15 protein-coding genes are annotated in these 15690 nt (G+C 69.5%); 10 read left to right on the forward strand and 5 right to left on the reverse strand.

Going from position 1 to position 15690, the window contains the following annotated elements; translation table 11 throughout:
• The first annotated feature begins 120 nt into the window (after positions 1-120).
• Positions 121-1188 (forward strand): glycerophosphodiester phosphodiesterase family protein, encoded by a 1068-nt coding sequence (locus AB0H88_RS33225; protein ID WP_357651459.1) that lies wholly within the window; start codon positions 121-123, stop codon positions 1186-1188.
• Positions 1189-1290: 102 nt separating this feature from the next.
• On the opposite strand, the gene AB0H88_RS33230 is transcribed toward AB0H88_RS33225, so the two are convergent.
• Positions 1291-4062, reverse strand: a complete 2772-nt coding sequence (locus AB0H88_RS33230; protein ID WP_357651461.1) for a LuxR C-terminal-related transcriptional regulator — start codon at positions 4060-4062, stop codon at positions 1291-1293.
• 178 nt (positions 4063-4240) lie between these two features.
• Between AB0H88_RS33230 and AB0H88_RS33235 the strand changes: the two genes are divergently transcribed.
• The 7 genes from AB0H88_RS33235 to AB0H88_RS33265 all read left to right on the forward strand — a co-directional run bounded on the left by AB0H88_RS33235 (position 4241) and on the right by AB0H88_RS33265 (position 7989).
• Positions 4241-4597: a VOC family protein gene (locus AB0H88_RS33235; RefSeq protein ID WP_357651463.1), complete on the forward strand. Its 357-nt coding sequence runs from the start codon at positions 4241-4243 to the stop codon at positions 4595-4597.
• A 62-nt stretch (positions 4598-4659) separates the two neighbouring features.
• On the forward strand, positions 4660-5280 hold the full coding sequence (locus AB0H88_RS33240; RefSeq protein ID WP_357651465.1) for a glyoxalase: 621 nt from the start codon (positions 4660-4662) through the stop codon (positions 5278-5280).
• 181 nt (positions 5281-5461) lie between these two features.
• Positions 5462-5869 carry a hypothetical protein gene (locus tag AB0H88_RS33245; protein WP_357651467.1) on the forward strand — a complete coding sequence of 136 codons (408 nt, stop codon included), beginning with the start codon at positions 5462-5464 and terminating at the stop codon, positions 5867-5869.
• A 294-nt stretch (positions 5870-6163) separates the two neighbouring features.
• A complete protein-coding gene (locus AB0H88_RS33250; protein WP_357651469.1) occupies positions 6164-6694 on the forward strand; it encodes a GrpB family protein in 531 nt (176 codons plus the stop codon).
• A gap of 131 nt (positions 6695-6825) precedes the next feature.
• On the forward strand, positions 6826-7260 hold the full coding sequence (locus tag AB0H88_RS33255) for an SRPBCC domain-containing protein (RefSeq protein WP_357651471.1): 435 nt from the start codon (positions 6826-6828) through the stop codon (positions 7258-7260).
• On the forward strand, positions 7247-7609 hold the full coding sequence (locus tag AB0H88_RS33260; protein ID WP_357651473.1) for a metalloregulator ArsR/SmtB family transcription factor: 363 nt from the start codon (positions 7247-7249) through the stop codon (positions 7607-7609). The genes AB0H88_RS33255 and AB0H88_RS33260 overlap by 14 nt, the downstream gene beginning before the upstream one ends.
• The gene (locus AB0H88_RS33265) at positions 7606-7989 is read left to right on the forward strand and encodes a VOC family protein (RefSeq protein ID WP_357651475.1); all 384 of its coding nucleotides are present in this window, start codon (positions 7606-7608) and stop codon (positions 7987-7989) included. Before AB0H88_RS33260 ends, AB0H88_RS33265 begins: the two co-directional genes overlap by 4 nt.
• Before the next feature lie 216 nt (positions 7990-8205).
• Here the strand turns inward: AB0H88_RS33265 and AB0H88_RS33270 are convergent, their stop codons facing one another.
• Positions 8206-8775 (reverse strand): TetR/AcrR family transcriptional regulator, encoded by a 570-nt coding sequence (locus AB0H88_RS33270; protein ID WP_357651476.1) that lies wholly within the window; start codon positions 8773-8775, stop codon positions 8206-8208.
• 88 nt (positions 8776-8863) lie between these two features.
• Between AB0H88_RS33270 and AB0H88_RS33275 the strand changes: the two genes are divergently transcribed.
• On the forward strand, positions 8864-10276 hold the full coding sequence (locus AB0H88_RS33275) for a DHA2 family efflux MFS transporter permease subunit (protein ID WP_357651478.1): 1413 nt from the start codon (positions 8864-8866) through the stop codon (positions 10274-10276).
• 223 nt (positions 10277-10499) lie between these two features.
• Here the strand turns inward: AB0H88_RS33275 and AB0H88_RS33280 are convergent, their stop codons facing one another.
• From AB0H88_RS33280 to AB0H88_RS33290, 3 genes are all read right to left on the reverse strand, one after another.
• Positions 10500-11294, reverse strand: a complete 795-nt coding sequence (locus AB0H88_RS33280; protein WP_357651480.1) for a hypothetical protein — start codon at positions 11292-11294, stop codon at positions 10500-10502.
• A complete protein-coding gene (locus AB0H88_RS33285; RefSeq protein ID WP_357651482.1) occupies positions 11291-11623 on the reverse strand; it encodes a PadR family transcriptional regulator in 333 nt (110 codons plus the stop codon). The genes AB0H88_RS33280 and AB0H88_RS33285 overlap by 4 nt, the downstream gene beginning before the upstream one ends.
• Positions 11624-11742: 119 nt before the next feature.
• A complete protein-coding gene (locus AB0H88_RS33290) occupies positions 11743-12510 on the reverse strand; it encodes an AfsR/SARP family transcriptional regulator (protein ID WP_357651484.1) in 768 nt (255 codons plus the stop codon).
• A 185-nt stretch (positions 12511-12695) separates the two neighbouring features.
• On the opposite strand from AB0H88_RS33290, the gene AB0H88_RS33295 reads away from it, so the two are divergent.
• Entirely contained in the window at positions 12696-15638 is a 2943-nt protein-coding gene (locus AB0H88_RS33295; protein ID WP_357651486.1) for a tetratricopeptide repeat protein, read from the forward strand.
• The last annotated feature ends 52 nt before the right edge of the window (positions 15639-15690 follow it).

The following is a 15690-nucleotide window of genomic DNA, read 5'->3' on the forward strand; positions in this document are numbered from 1 at the left end:
GCCGCCTCCTCCGCGTTCCGCGAAGGTTCACACCCCCATCACGCCATGGTCGTTACGAGGGGTGGCCAGCGATCTAGCGTCGTGAGGCCAGATAGACCGAACACAGCGGAGCCCCCCCTCATGCACCTTCGTCACGTCCTGGTGAGCCTGGCCTTTGTGCCCGCGCTCGCCGCGCCAGTAGCCGCCCACGCGTCAACGGCCGACGGTCCCGGCGTGCTGCCCCAGAAGACTCACTTCGACCTCCAGGCCCACCGCGGTGGCATCGGCATGACGACCGAGGAGTCGCTGGAGGGGTTCGGTAAGGCGATGCGCCTCGGGGTCAGCACCCTGGAGCTGGACACGCATGTCACCAAGGATGAGAAGGTCGTCGTCAACCACGACCGGCAGATCAGCGCCCAGAAGTGCCGCGACACCGCACCGGTCACGCCCGGCGATCCGCTGTACCCGTACGTCGGCAAGTACATCAAGGACCTGACCCTGGCTCAGATCAAGACCATGGACTGCGGGTATCAGCAGTTGCCCGGTTTCCCCGAGCAGGAGCAGATCAAGGGCTTCCGGATGATCGAGCTCAAGGACGTCTTGAACCTCGTCAAGAGCTACCGTGCCAAGCAGGTCACGCTCAACATCGAGACCAAGGTCGAGGCGGGCGCGCCCGAGCAGACCGCGCCTCGCGAGTTGTTCGTCCGCCGGGTTTTCGAAGAGATCCACACCTCGGGGATCGAGCGCCAGATCACCATCCAGTCCTTCGACTGGGGCGCATTGCTGGAAATGCACCGGCTTGCGCCGACGTGGCCGCTGGTGGCGCTGACGAACTACGACTTCCTTCAGATCGGCAAGCCCGGCGCCTCCCCGTGGCTCGGTGGCATTGACGTCGACGACTACGAAGGCGATTTCGTGAAGGCGGCTGCCGCAGTCCCTGGCGTCACGGCCCTGTCTCCTAACTACGGCTTCCCGCAGAGTGGGAAGGTCGGTGACCCGGGCTTCCGCTTCTACCCCGATCAGGCGATGGTGTCGGAGGCGCACGCCCGGGGCCTGAAGGTCATCCCGTGGACCTGCGACGACCCCGCCACCATAGAGGCCCTCATGGACATGGGTGTTGACGGCATCATCACGAACTACCCGAACCACGTCCGGCAGATCATGGCCGACCGCGGCATGCGACTGCCGAAGGCCTACGCGCCGCGCTGACTCCCTCTCGGGAACCCGGCATCGTCCCGCCTACCGCGACCCAGGCGAGCCCAGCAGGCCGGGTCCTTCGGCTCCGGCGACGCGGTCTGAGCCCTGCTGCTCCTAGGCGAGGCCGAGGTCGGCCAGCGCGGCCGCGCCGCGGGCGGCATGGTCGCCGCCGGCGAGCACCAGGGTCCGCGCCGACTGATAGCGGCAGCCGGCGGTGTCGAACGCGGCTACCGTGGCGAGCAACCGCTCCTGGTCATTGTCGAGCAGCGCTTGGGCCCGCTCCACCATGGCATCGGCGACCGGGTTGCCGGCCACGGTGGTGCGGGCCTCGGCCAGACGGTCGCGAGCGTCGGGGCTCCCGGCGAGTACGGCGGCCTCGGTGCGCAGCGCGACATACCAGTGGTGCCAGATCCAGGTGACCCACTTCCACACCTGCCTGGGTTCGGGGGTCATCCGCTCCAGCGCCTCCGGTGCCTGCCCGCGGTGCAGCAGAAGTATCGCGTCGAACACCGCCCCGTAGCCGTACGTGTGCTCCAGTGGGGTCCCGAGCTGATTCAGGACCTCCTGCCATTCACGCTGGGCGTCATGGTCGGCGCGGAGGCCGTGGATCATCGCCACGGCGGCCGCCGCCGGGCGGAGGAGCGACCGGGCCGGGCTGCCTGCCCGCCGCCACGCGTCGAGGAACCTGACGCTGCCGGTGAGCACCTCGTCGATATTGCCCGCCAGCGCGTCAACCATCAGCAGCCGGCACGTAGCGCGGTGACCGACCTCCGCCAGGGATGGATGGTCGGCCAGTTGGCGTGCCCATCGGCGGGCGCCTGGCACATCCCCCGCGCCCAGGGCGGCCTCGGTGACCATACCGAGCGCGTCGATCAGCTCGTGGGTGCCGGCCGGTGAGATCGGCAGGGACGACAGGAGCGTGATCCGGCGCCGGGCCGTGGCCGCAGTGGCGAACGTGTCGCCGGCCCAGCTCTGCGCACCGGTGAGCGCGTCGAGTGCGGCCGACTCGGCGAGCGGGTCGCCGGTCCGGTGGGTGAGCTCGACCGCGCGCTCGGCGCGCGCGATCGTCTCCGGTACGGCGTTGCCGGGCGGGCCCTGGGCGGCACCGAACGCGTCCGTGAGCACCGCGGCCTCGGCCAGTGCCACCGCGGCCTGCGCGGCCGGATCGTCGCCGGCCAGCTCTCGCGCCTCGGTGATCAGCGCGAGCGTCTCCTCCCGAGACGGGAGTCGTACGAACGTGGTCGAGAACCGGAACGCGATGGTGGCGGCGGTCGCCAGGTCAGCGGCGGCGCCGGCGCTGTCGCCGGAGCTGCGGGCGGCGTCCGCGGCTGCGCGGCGGAGGCGGTACATGTCATCACCGATCGTCCGGCAGCCGGCCACGGCGGCGGCCTGCCGGAGCATCGACGCGCCGGCGGCGGGGTCTGCCGTGAGCGCGGCCGCCTGCTCATAGCGCCGCTGGGACTCGCCGGTCAGGTGACGGGTGAAGGTCAGCTCCGCCAGGTGCCGGGCGAGATCGTACGCGTCCGTGCGCTGCTCCGGCCGATCGGCCGCCCACGCCAGAGCCGCGCGGAGGTCGTCGGCCACCGCGTCGAACCGGGCCCGCCAGTCCACTCGTACCGCCTTCAGCCCGGCGGCCCTGGTGAGGCACCAGCGAAGGTGCCGGGATCGAGCGTCGATCAGTTCGCCGGCCTCGGCGAGCCGCTCCGTGCCGTACTGGCGGATGGTCTCCAACGCCCGGTACTGGGTTCCGCCCGGGGACGCGGCCACCACCAGCAGGCTCTGTTCGGCGAGCCGGGCCAGTCCGTCGGCGACGAGGCCCTCCTCGGACCCGGCTACCTCCGCGACCGCGGCAGCGGTGAACGGCGCCACGAACACCGACGCCCGGCGCAGCAGCGCCTGATCGGCCGGCTCCAGCAGGGTATGGCTCCAGTCCAGCGCCGCTCGTACCGAACGGTGCCGTTCATCGGCACGGGAGCCGCCGGTGAGCATCCGGAGCGGATGGGACAGGGCGGCGGTGATGCCGTCCAGCCCGAGCGTGGGATACCGGGCGGCGGCCAGCTCGATCGCCAGTGCCATCCCGTCCAGCCGCTCGCAGATCGCGGCGATCTGGTCGCGCAGCGGGGGATCCAGTGGCCAGCCAACCGCCGCCGCCCGCTCCATGAACAACGCGACCGCGTCCGACTCGCCATCTACGGTCAACGACAGCGGCGGGACCTGATACACCCGTTCGAACGGCACCATCAGCCGGGCCCGGCTGGTCGCCAGCACCGTCACCCGAGGACACGTCACCAGCAGCCGCTCGAGCAACAGCGTCGCCCCGTCCACCACGTGCTCGCAGTTGTCCAGCACCAGCAGCGCGTGACGGTCGGCCAGCGCGGCGACCACGGACGCGGTCATGTCACGGCCGGGCTGCTCACCGAGGCCGAGCGCCCCGGCGACCGCAGCGGCGATCATGCCCGGATCGGTGACCGGGACCAGGTCGACGAACCACACCCCGTCGGAGTACTCGCCGGCCGCCTGCGCGGCCACCGCCGACGCGAGCCGGGTCTTGCCCACTCCACCGGGACCGACCGCGGTCACCTGACGGTGTGCCTTGATCATCTCGGTCAGCTCGGCCCGCTCGCTTTCCCGGCCGATGAACGAGGTCAGCGAGGCGGGCAGAACCGGTGCCGGGTGAGACGGGCCGGCACCGGCCGGTTCGGGCGCGCGCTGGGCGAGCGCCCGCCGATCCGGTACCTCCAGCTTGCGCAGCAGAGAGGAGACGTGACTCTCGACGGTACGCACCGAGATGTACAGCCGCGCCCCGATCTCGGCGTTGCTGAGATGGGCCCCGACCAGTTCCAGCACCTCGGCCTCCCGAGGCGAGATGTCCGCTCCTGCAACCATCGCCCCAGTTTGCCGCATCCCCTCCGCGTCCCCATCCGCAATGACCACCGCGCGATCCGTGCTGTCGATCCGTGATGTCGATCCGTGATTGGTTCCGTGGTCGCCACGGATGCGGACCGATCAGGCCGGCGGAAAGGCTGTGCATGCGTACACATGACCCACGACTACAGGAGTGACCATGACCGGCTCTTCCACCCACGGGATCAAGACCGTGCTGCACCCCGTGTCCGACCTGGCCAAGGCCAAGGCGGTGTACGCCGCCCTGCTCGGCATCCCCCCGCAGACCGACTCGTCCTACTACGTCGGCTTCGAGGCCGAGGGCCAGCACATCGGACTGGTGCCAGGCGGCGGACCGCAGGACATGATCTCGCCGGTGGCCTACTGGCACGTGCCGGACATCGAGGCGAAACTGGCCGAGGTGGTCGCCGCGGGGGCCGCCGTGAAGGAGGCCGCGCACGAGGTCGGTGGCGGCCGCCTGGTGGCCACCGTCATCGACCCCGACGGCAACGTCCTCGGCATCTTGCAGGACCGGTGAGCACCGACCTGCCCCTGCCGCATTCGCCGCTAATCGGCCCCACCTCGCTCAAAGGACCTGCCATGACCTCTTTCGAATCCGTCACCCTGGAAGTTTCCGACCCCACGGCCGCGGACGCCTTCTATCAAGCCTTCGGTTTGGGGGCCTTCGTGAACGTACGCGCCTCCGACGCGCCGACGACCGGCTTCCGTGGCTTCGCCCTGTCCCTCGTGGCGTCCCAGCCGGGCAACGTCGACGCCCTTGTCGGCGCCGCCCTCGATGTCGGTGCCACGACGCTGAAGCCGGCCACGAAGGAGTTCTGGGGCTACGGCGTCGTCGTACGCGCCCCGGACGGGACGATCTGCAAGATCGCGTGCTCGGCGAAGAAGGACACCGGCCCTGCCGCCCGGCACATCGATCAGGTCGCGCTCCTGCTGGGCGTGGCGGACGTCAAGGCGAGCAAGCGGTTCTACGTCGACCGCGGCCTGGCGGTGGCCAGGAGCTTCGGCGGCAAGTACGTCGAGTTCGACACGCCGTCGTCGGCCGTCACGCTGGCGCTCTACCCGCGCCGCGCCCTCGCCAAGGACACCGGCGTCTCCCAGGAGGGCACCGGATCGCACCGGATCGCGATCGGCGGCGACGCCGGGCCCTTCACCGACCCTGACGGATTCGTCTGGGAGGCCGCATCCGTCTGCCACCCGTAGAAAGAGCGGTGGTTACTGCTGGTGCCACCTGTCGTACTTGAACGCAGTCCGAGGCGCCTCGATCCGGCTGCGGTCCAGACAGCAGGAAAGTCCGGGAAGTGACCGGCGCAAGTCCTGGTGACGGCAACCGCGCACTGTGAGGCTGACTGCAATCGCTCGGTCGAACTCACGGGGAGACTCGATGCAGACAGCACGAAAGTCCAACAAGGCCCGACTTCTGGGCCGCTTCCTGACTACGGCGGCCGTTCTCGCGGCCACCGCGACGATCGCGGTATCACCTGCTTCTGCCACAGCCACCAACCTGGCCAAGAAACCAGCCGGGATCAGCAGGTGCCTCGGGCTCTGGGCGCAGAACAACAGGATCACGCTCCAGCACCAACCCCGCTGCGGCCCCAACGGCAGCTACCACATCCACGTCTGGAGCCCTGGCCATGACACCAACACCCGCACCTACACCTACGCCGGCGCCACACTGACGTTCGACAACCCCTGGCCAGCGGCCGGAGGCACCAACATCTGTGCCGAACTCTGGCACCATGAGCCTGGCGGCGGCTATTCGAGCTGGGGCCTGCCCTGCGACACGATGTAGCGCCGATATCGGCGAGAACCATCGTCTGAGAGGCGGCTGTTTAGGCAGTCGCCTCTCGCTTTACCGCTAGTCAGCTTCTCGGCCGTTTACTGCTGGGAGGTGAAAGCCGGATCGACGTGGATGACGGGCCTCAGCGCGGCCGGCCCGATCCCACGGCACATCGACCGCCCAGAGGAAGCTTCTCTGCACCTTGCCAAGCTGAGCTTGTTGGCGGGTTGAGCCTGGGCCTTCGCGTGCTGGCCTCGGTGGTGGAGGTCGGGAGACTTGTAGGTTTCTCGTATGCCTGATCAGCGTGTGGAGATCGTCGAGTACGACCCGCAATGGCCTGCGAGGTTCGCCGACCAGCAAGGCAAGGTGTCGGCGGTGCTTGCTCAGTGGCTGGCCGGTCCGGTCGAGCACATCGGCTCGACCTCGGTGCCGGGGCTTGGGGCCAAGCCGGTCATCGACATGCTGGCGCCGGTCCGCTCGCTGGGAGAGGCGCAGGATGCGGTGGGAGTGCTCGAGGCGGACGGCTGGTTGTTCTGGCCGGACGATCCCTGCCGTCACTATCGGCTGTGGTTCCTGCGCCCCAGACCGGAAGCCAGAACTCACCATCTGCATCTGATCGAGCATGATCACCCAGATGCTCGCGCGTTGCTCTGCTTCCGAGACGCCCTGCGAGCCGACCAAGAACTGCGACAGGAATATGCGCAGTTGAAGCTGGACCTCGCCGACCAGCACCACGACAACCGCAACGCCTACTCCAACGCCAAGAGCGCGTTCATCGAACGAGCACTGCGCGGAATAGGCATCGAGCCGCCGGCGCGGACCAGGCTGCGGGAGTAGAACGTCGAGTCGAGTCGCTCAGGGCGGAGCTGCGGAGATCACGCCCGGCATCCCGAGGTGCTTGCGGGTAGCGATTGCAACCTATAGGTTGCCAATCAATGGCAACCCGTAGGTTGCGAAGGAGGGTGGGTATGGTTTCGGACGCGATCGAACGTGTGACGGTGCTGCGGCACCCCATCGAGCGGGTGTGGGCCGCGCTGACCACCGCGGAAGGGCTCTCGCGATGGTTCGGCTCGGTAGCGGAGATAGATCTGCGGCCCGGCGGGCGAGCGTTCTTCCGTTGGGACGACCTCGACCAGGAATCCGTCGCCACGATCGTGGTGGTCGACCCACCACGCCGTTTCGCGTTCAGGTGGGGAATCGAGGGCCTGCCAGAGGATGGCGCACCCCAGACGCTTGTGGACTTCACGCTGGAGCCGGTACCGGACGGCACTCGGCTGCGCCTCGTGGAGAGCGGATTCGCCCAAGCCGCCGACGACGTGGCCCGGTCCGCCCACAAGGCCAACAGTCAGGGATGGGACACGGAGCTCGTCGACCTGGAGACCTACCTCGATGCGGCCGCCTGATTCAGAAGGGCAGGCCGTTGCGGTGTTCGCGGCGCTCACCGATCCGACGCGGCGGGCGCTGCTGGAGGAGCTCGCCCGCTCGGGTCCCGCAACCGTCACGGATCTGGCGCGGCGGTTGCCGGTCAGCCGCCAGGCGGTCGCCAAGCACCTCGGCCAGCTCGCCGAGGCGGGCCTGATCAGCACCGGCGAACCGGTCGGCCGCCGCCATCCCTACCGGTTGGAGCCAGCCGCTATTCGCACGGCCCAGGTTTGGTTGGCCAGGCTCGCCAACAGGTGGGATGACCGGCTGGTTGCGCTGGAACGCGCACTGGACGCCACTGACGCGAACCAAGGAGTCACGCAACAATGAGCAAGCCTGAATTCACGGCCGGCCTGAACATCGCCATGAAGATCCCCAAGGCACAGTACGAGGCGACCGTGGCCTTCTATCGCGACACTCTGGGCTTCGACGTCAAGGAGGACGACGTCTCCTACGCGCCGACCGTCTCGAGAACTCATTCGGTGCGGTTCGGGCCCAATACGCTGTGGCTCGACTGCGTCGACAACTACGGACAGCCCGACCTGTGGCTGCAGCTCCACACCGATGACCTGGACGCGGCGACGAGCAAGCTGGCCGGCATCGGGATCCACCCGTGTGACGAGGTGGAGCCCCTGGAGAACCTCGATTCCAGAACCCACTGGATCAAGAATCCGGCCGGTGTCGTACATCTGCTCGCGGAGTCCGGCTGATCCTGAGCTCCCGGTGAGGCATCCCGGTGCGGGTGGCAGGCTGATGTGCGGCTTCATACCCCACCTGGATAGACGGGTGTCTACGACCGCGACGCTGGTCACCGTGGAGCAGTTCACCGAGGACGAGGCGGTTAGTTACCTCAGCACGCGAGTGGGCACAAGCGACAGCGGCGGTTTCCACCCCCATCGAGGTACTCCTCAGCGCGACGGACTGGATCAGGCGAGCAACCGGTTGACCAACCCGTCGAGGTAGTCAGGGGTGAGCGGGCCCGCGCCGAACAGGACGCGCATGTAGATCGGCGCCAGGAGATGGTCCAGCACCTCCAGTACGTCAGGCGGGTCCTCGCCGCGGTCGCGGGCGCGGTCGAGCATGCCCTGCAACTGCCTGGTGCGGTCGGCCAGGAGCTCGTCGCGCGCCTGAAGGCCCTGCTGACCCTCGCCTGACAGCGCGATGGTCAGCCGCACCAGCGCCAGGCCGTCGGGTCCGGTGACCTCGCGGGCCACGTTGGCGGCGTGGGTCCGCAGGTCGCCGGCCAGGCTGCCGGTGTCAGGCATCGGCGACTGCACGTTGAGCCGGGTCAGCAGCACATCGCTGAGCAGGGCTTGGAGGTTGCCCCACCGGCGGTAGAGGCTGGTGTCGGCCACGCCCGCGCGGGCCGCGATGTCGCCGACTGAAAAGTTTCCGTAGCCGCGCTCCCTGACCAGCTCGGTAACGGCCTGGTGCACTGCCGCGCGGACCCGGGCGCTGCGCCCGCCGGGCCGCCTGGCCCGCCCTTGCTCATCCATACCCCCACCTTAACGCAGTCGTGACTTGCGTTTGTATTCTATGAGGGTCTACGTTAACACAGTCATCAACTGCTTTAAGGGGATGTAAGTGAAAGCGTTGCTCACCCTGACCTGCGCAGGTCAGTTCATGGTGCTGCTCGACAACACGATCGTCGGCGCCGCCCTGCCCGACATGCAGCAGCGGCTCCACACTGGGCTGACCGGCCTGCAGTGGATCGTCGACGCCTACGTGCTGCTGGTGGCCATGCTGCTGCTGTCGGGCGGCGTCTTCGCCGACCGGTTCGGCCGCAGGCGGGTGTTCCTGGCCGGGGTGGTGGTGTTCACGGCCGCGTCGGTGGTGTGTTCGCTCGCGCCCTCGATCGGCTGGCTGATCGCCGGGCGGGTGCTGCAGGGCGTTGGGGCCGCGGCGCTGAGCCCCGCCTCGCTGGCGCTGCTCGCCGCCGCGTATCCCGCCCCGAGGGAGCGTGTCAGAGCGATCGGGTTGTGGGCCGGGTTCAGCGGCATCGGCCTGGCCGCCGGACCGCTGGCGGGCGGGGTCTTGGTGGAGGCCTTCGGCTGGCCCGCCATCTTCCTGGTCAACGTGCCCATCGGGGCGGTCCTGCTGCTGGCTGGGCTGCGCGTGCTGGGGGAGTCCCGCAACCCGAGCGCGCCGCCGATCGACGTCCCCGGCACGGTCTTGTCCGTCGCGGGCGTGGGCGCGGTGACCTACGGCCTGATCGAGGGCGGTTCTCGAGGGTGGACCTCGCCGGTGATCCTGGGCGGCTTCGCCGCCGGGCTGGTGCTCCTGGCCGCGTTCGTCGTGGTCGAGGTTCGTGTGTCGACGCCGATGCTGCCGCTGCGGCTGTTTCGTCAGCGGCTGTTCACGGTGTCCAACACGGCGATGGTCGTGGTCGGGTTCGCGCTGATGGGGTCGTCGTTCTTCTTCTCCCAGTTCTTCGTCTACGTCCAGGGCACTTCGATTCTGGTCGCCGGGCTGCGGACCCTGCCCGTCTCGCTGGCCATGGTGATCGTCAGCCCGTACGCGGGCCGGTTCGCGGCCAGGTACGGCTTCCGCGTCGTCGTCAGTATCGGCCTGGCGCTGGCCGGGCTGGGGCTGCTGGCGCTGGGCTTCGTGCACGCCGATACCGGCTACGGGAACGTGTGGTGGCGGCTGGCGGTCGTCGGCATCGGGTTCGCTCTCACCATGTCGCCGCTGACCGGGGCCGCCATCCAGGCGGTCAGCCCGCAGGAGGGCGGCCTCGCCTCGGGCGTCAGCAGCACCACCCGGCAGATCGGCGCGGTGCTCGGCGTGGCGCTGCTCGGCGCGATCGTCCACGCGCGGGAGTCCGGCGGCGCCTCCTTCGAATCCGGCCTCAACAGCGCCTTCCTCGCGGCGGGTGCCGTGACGCTGGCCTGCGCCGTATTCACCGGCCTGTGGCTGACCGCCACCCGGACGCCGAGGGGCCTCGGGGCCTCGGGGCCGAACAATCAGGAGACCGAGCAGTCAGTGAGCCGCCGCTGACAGCTCCTCCCAGTCGGCCCGCGTCTTGAGACGTAGGCAGCCCTCTGCTCGATGAGCTCGCCACCCGCCGAGCGGAACCACGCGATCGCTGATTCGCAGACCGGCGGGTGATCAAGCTGCTCACCCGCAGGGCGGCCCTCTAGGCATAAGCGCTGTTTCATAAGCGCTTGTGAAACAGCGCTTGCGCGTCGGCCGCGGACCGGCCCGCTGGTGCTGGATGCGCTCAGATCACCCGTTTGCTACGACGGGCCATGGCGAGGGAGATGAGCACGAGCAGTGATGATCCGCCCCAGTAGAGGAAGTCGCGTGTGCTGTGCCAGGCCAAGCCCCTGGCGCCGAACTGGAAGAGAGCAAGGCCGGTCCAGACGTAGATCGCGCTTGCCAGCGCCCAGCGAGCGTCCCTCGCCGCCATCGTGGCCCAGATCGCCCAGACCAGCAGGAGCGCCTCGACTCCCAACTTGAGCAGTACCCACGGTAGCCCGGAGTACAGTCCGAAGGAGCCTCCGGGCGCCAGCCACCAGAAGGCGGGAATCAGCAGCCAGGCCCAGGACCGTTTGGCCAGACCCTTGCCTGGCCATATCGACAGGACAGCAAGACCGGCGATGATCACGCAGGTGCGGATCGTCGGAGTCCACCCGTCGGGCAGCACACGAAACACGACCAGGGACAAAGGCAGCGCCAGCCGAACCCAACCTCGTGCCGTCAAGACGAGCAAGGTGATCGCCTCTGCCCACCACATGGGCCTGTGCAGCGGGTCCGGCGCTCCGGACAGCTCGAACACCGTCAGCACGAATACGCCCAAGTGCAGGCCGTCCGCCCACCATGGCACCCGAGTCGTCCGTGCCTGCAACGCGCGCGCGGTGAATGCGCCGGCCACGAGAGCCGACATCTCGCGAACGGGGAACCGGCCAGACGCCAGTATGAGCGTGCCGATGAGCTCTTCGCCGTGTTCGTCTCGATAGTCCTTGGGATACAGGCGCAGCAGTAGGCGGTAGCACCGTTCGAGGCGGCCGCTCACGTGCCCATCACCGCGACCCTGCTGGTGACGAGGTTCGCGGCGTGCTGCAGGCGGACAGCTTCCGCGCGCACCACGACGACGCCGTCATCGGTGATGCGGTAGTAGCGTCGGGAACGTCCCTCGACGATCTCTTCCCGGTCCCTCGCCACCAGGCCTTTATTCTCCAGGCGGTCCAGCGTGGTGTACAGCGTGGCGACGGGGATGCGAGTCCGTTCGTTCGACTGCTCGCCGACGCGCAAGATGATCCCGTAGCCGTGCAGGGGACCGTCGAGCAGTGCGGCGAGGATGAAGTATGTCGCTTCTGTCATCCTGATCATGCCGGGCAGCATATATCAGAATCTGATATATGCGGGCGGGATTCAGGTGTTCCGCACGTCGCGGGGCCGTTCCCTGCGCCCGGCTTTCCATCGCAACGCGAGCAGCCTGGTGCGTGCCGAAGGCTCGCTCCTCAGGCCGCAGGATCGAGGGCGGGATCGGTCGTGAGGATCCGCTGGTGGAGTTCCCGTACGGTCGTGCCCGGCTCCAGGCCCTGCTCGGTGATCAGCGCCGCGCGCAACCCGGTGTACACCGACAGGGCTTCGGCCTGCCGTCCCGACCGATACAGGGCGAGCATGAGCAGCGCGTGCAGTGGTTCGTGCAGCGGGTGAGTGGCGGTGAGCTCGCGTAGTTCGGGGATGACCGTCGCCTGGTGTCCGAGTTCGACGTCGGCCCTCAGCCTGACCTCGACGGCCAGTAGTCGCGCCTCCTCCAACCGGTCGGCGTGCGCCTGGATCATCGGGCTGGCGGGTACGTCGGCCAGCGCGGGCCCGCGCCAGAGATCCAGCGCCGCGCCCAGCAGCCCGCGGGCCGGCTCCAGCTGACGTGCTCGAACGGCCTGCTGTGCTTCGGCGAGCAGCCCCTGGAAGCGGGCGGCGTCGGTTTCCAGAGCGGCGCCGCCCAGCTCGTAGAACGCCCCTCGGGTGCGTAGGTCCTCGCCCAGTACCCGGCGCAACCGCCAGATGTATCCCTGCAGCGTCTTACGGGCGAACTTGGGCTCGGAGCCCTGCCAGAGTTCCTCGATGATCCGGTCCGCCGAGACCGGGCGGCCCGCGTTGATCGCCAGGATGGCGAGGACGGCGCGATGCTTGGGTGCGGTGATGGGGACCACTCCGTCGCCGCGTACGACCTGGAGCGGGCCGAGCAGACTGAGCCGGGCGCCGCGGAATGCCAAGGGCACGATCACCTCCTGAACCGGACAGGCCGGATCCGTACTACCGGACGGGATGAATCGCGATCTAGACTGCCACGCCGGGCTTGCGCGGGACTTGCGCGGTGAAGCGGTACTTGCGCTGTGAAGCGGTACTTGCGCGGTGAAGCGGTACTTGCGCGGTGAAGACGGACTTGCGCGGTGAAGGGGGCGGCGTGGATTTCCGGATCCTCGGGACCCTGGAGCTCTGGAACGACGGCTCGCCGGTGCCGCTGACCGCGCCGAAGCAGCGGGCGCTGCTCGCGATCCTGCTGATCAAGGCGGGACGGCCCGTCCCCGTCGAGCGCCTGGTCGACGAGCTGTGGGGCGCGACACCACCGCGGAGCGTGGAGAGCACGCTGCACTCCCTGCTCTCCCGTCTGCGCGGAAGAGGCGTCGTCACGCTCGTCAGGGAGCCGGGCGGCTACCGGCTGGGGTTGGAAGGCGCGACCCTGGACGCCCGTGTCTTCGAGCGGCTCGCCGTAGAGGCGAGGGAGCTGGCGGAGGCGGGGCAGCCGGCGCACGCCGCGCGGCGTTTCCGGCAGGCTCTGGATCTGTGGCGGGCGCCGGCGCTGGCGGACGCGCCCGAGTCGCCGATGATCGAGGCGGAGCGGGCCCGGCTCGACGGGCTGCGGCTGGCGGTCTTCGAGGAGTACGCCGACACGCTGGCCGGGCTCGGCCGGCACGCCCAGGTCGCCGGTGAGCTGCGCGCGCTGCTGGCGGAACACCCGCTGCGCGAATCCCTGTGGGTCAGAATGATCGCCGCTCTCGACCGCTCAGGTCAGACCAGAGAGGCACTCGCCGCCTACGGCGAAGCGCGCCGGGTGCTCGCCGAGGAACTCGGCCTGGACCCCGGATCGGAGCTGCGCCGTCTGCAGGCCGGGATCCTGCGGCGGGAGAACGAGCGGGAGGACAGCCGGGAGAACGAGCGGGAGAACGGCCGGGAGAACGGGCGGGAGAACGGCCGGGAGAACGGGCGGGAGGACGGGCGGGAGGACGGGCGGGAGGCTCGTGGGCCGATCTCCCCGCAGCTCCCGCCCGACCTGGCCCAGTTCACCGGCCGCGGCACCGCTCTCCGTGAGCTGACCGCGCTGACGCGGACCGCACCGGGGACGGTGGCCGTCATCAGCGGCATGCCCGGCGTCGGGAAGTCGGCCTTCGCCGTCCACTGGGCCCACCGGATGGCCGAGCGCTTTCCCGACGGGCAGATCTTCATCGACCTGCGCGGCCACCGGCCGCAGGAGGCGATCACCCCGCGGAAGGCGCTGGACCGGTTCGTCCGCGCCCTGGGCATGCCTCCGGAGCAGGTCCCGGCGGAAGAAGACGAGCTCGCCACCGCTTACCGAACACTGCTCGCCGGACGGCGGGTGCTGGTGGTGCTCGACAACGCGGCCGACGCCGCCCAGGTCCTACCGCTGTTGCCCGGCACCGACGGCTGCCTGGCGCTGGTCACCAGCAGGAACCGGCTTGCCGGTCTGGCCCTGCGCCACGTGACGCGCACCATCGACCTCGACATCCTGGCCGAGCCCGAGGCCGTCGCCCTGCTGGCCGCCGTCATCGGCCCACGCGCGGGCGCTGAGCCGGACGCGGTCGCCGAACTCGCGGACCAGTGCGGGCACCTGCCCCTGGCACTGCGGATCGCCGCCGCCCACCTGGCCGGCCACCCCCACCGCCGCGTCGCCACCTACTTGGCGGACCTCACCGAGCGCGGACGACTCAGCACTCTGTCCCTCGGCGACGTCCCGGCCGACGCCGTCCGCGCCACCTTCGACCTGTCCTACCAGGCGCTGGCCGAGGCCGACCAGATCGCCTTCCGCCGCCTGGGCCTGATGCCCGGTTCCGGCTTCACCGCCCAGTCGCTGGCCGCGATGCTCGACGTCTCCGCCGCCCAGGCCCGTACGCACCTGGACGCGTTACGGGCGGCCAGCCTGATCCACCCGCACCGCGGCCGACCGCTCCAAGAGCGCTACCAGTTGCATGATCTCCTTCTCGACTACGCCCGTGACCGAGCCCAAGTCGAGGACGCTCCGCCGATCCGCGAGGAGTCCGTACGCCGGTTGCTGGAGTGGTATCTCACCATCGACGATCCGCTCGTGCTGCGGGACGAGCATGAGAACGTGATGGCGGGCACCCGCCACGCCGCGGAGCATGGCATGGACGCCGCCTGGCGGCTGCCCGCCGCGCTGGCGCAGCCGCTGCGACTGCGCCACTGCCTGGCCGACGCCGCTGAGCTGCACGCCTTGGCCGCCACCGCCGCCGAGCGGGCCGGCAGGCACCTGGAGGCCGCCGCCGCCCACCACCACCTCGGCGCCGTCCTGGAACACCTGGGCCGCTACCCCGAAGCCCTGGCCGAGCACCGCAGGACGCTGGAGATCTACCGGCAACTGAAGGACCAGCATGGGATGGGCACCGCGCTGCGTAGTATCGGCACCGTCTCCTGGCTGCTGGGCCGGTACGGCGAAGCCCTCACCGATCTTCAGGAGGCACGGCGCCTCCTGGAGGGCACAGGCGCCGACGACGCCGTGGGCCAGACGCTCAACATGCTCGGCATCGTGCTGCGCAACCTGGGCCGCCTGGAGGAGGCCGTCACCCACTATGAGCGCGCGCTGGCCATCCACCAGCGCACGGACGACCTCGAAGGCGAGGCGAACACCCTCAACAATCTCGGCGTGGCACGCGAGGCCCAAGACCGTCACGCCGAGGCGCTGGACCTGTACCAGAAGGCGCTCGCCCTGCGCCGGGCGGCGGGCAGCCGCAAGGGAGAGGCCCGCGCGCTGAACAACATCGGCCTGGTGGAGGCCAAGCTCGGCCGGTTCGAACCCGCGCGCGAGCATCTCCTGGCCGCGCTGGCCAGCCATCGCGAGAGCGGCGACCTCAAGGGCGAGGGGCAGGTGACCAACGACCTGGCCGGCCTCTACCACCGTCTCGGGCGGGAGGAGGAGGCGCGCACGCATTTCGCCGCGGCGCTGCGCATCCGCTCCGGCATCGGCGACCGCAGGGGCCTCGCCGAAACCCACAGGGATCTCGGTGAGGCCCTTGCCGACCAGGGCGACGCCACCGCCCACCACCATCTGGCCGCCGCCGACCAGATCTTCAAAGAGCTGGGCGTGATCACCTGAGCTCAGAAGCCTACGGTGAGGTCAGGAGCGTACGGTGAGGTCAGGAGCGTAC

The sequence above is a fragment of the Nonomuraea sp. NPDC050680 genome, from assembly GCF_040654555.1.
In the GTDB taxonomy this organism is placed as follows: domain Bacteria; phylum Actinomycetota; class Actinomycetes; order Streptosporangiales; family Streptosporangiaceae; genus Nonomuraea.

Coding starts and splice junctions, on each gene's coding strand:
- AB0H88_RS33225 (WP_357651459.1), top strand. CDS start 121: ATGCACCTTCGTCACGTCCTGGTGAGCCTGGCCTTTGTGCCCGCGCTC.
- AB0H88_RS33230 (WP_357651461.1), bottom strand. CDS start 4,062: ATGGTTGCAGGAGCGGACATCTCGCCTCGGGAGGCCGAGGTGCTGGAA.
- AB0H88_RS33235 (WP_357651463.1), top strand. CDS start 4,241: ATGACCGGCTCTTCCACCCACGGGATCAAGACCGTGCTGCACCCCGTG.
- AB0H88_RS33240 (WP_357651465.1), top strand. CDS start 4,660: ATGACCTCTTTCGAATCCGTCACCCTGGAAGTTTCCGACCCCACGGCC.
- AB0H88_RS33245 (WP_357651467.1), top strand. CDS start 5,462: ATGCAGACAGCACGAAAGTCCAACAAGGCCCGACTTCTGGGCCGCTTC.
- AB0H88_RS33255 (WP_357651471.1), top strand. CDS start 6,826: ATGGTTTCGGACGCGATCGAACGTGTGACGGTGCTGCGGCACCCCATC.
- AB0H88_RS33260 (WP_357651473.1), top strand. CDS start 7,247: ATGCGGCCGCCTGATTCAGAAGGGCAGGCCGTTGCGGTGTTCGCGGCG.
- AB0H88_RS33265 (WP_357651475.1), top strand. CDS start 7,606: ATGAGCAAGCCTGAATTCACGGCCGGCCTGAACATCGCCATGAAGATC.
- AB0H88_RS33270 (WP_357651476.1), bottom strand. CDS start 8,775: ATGGATGAGCAAGGGCGGGCCAGGCGGCCCGGCGGGCGCAGCGCCCGG.
- AB0H88_RS33285 (WP_357651482.1), bottom strand. CDS start 11,623: ATGCTGCCCGGCATGATCAGGATGACAGAAGCGACATACTTCATCCTC.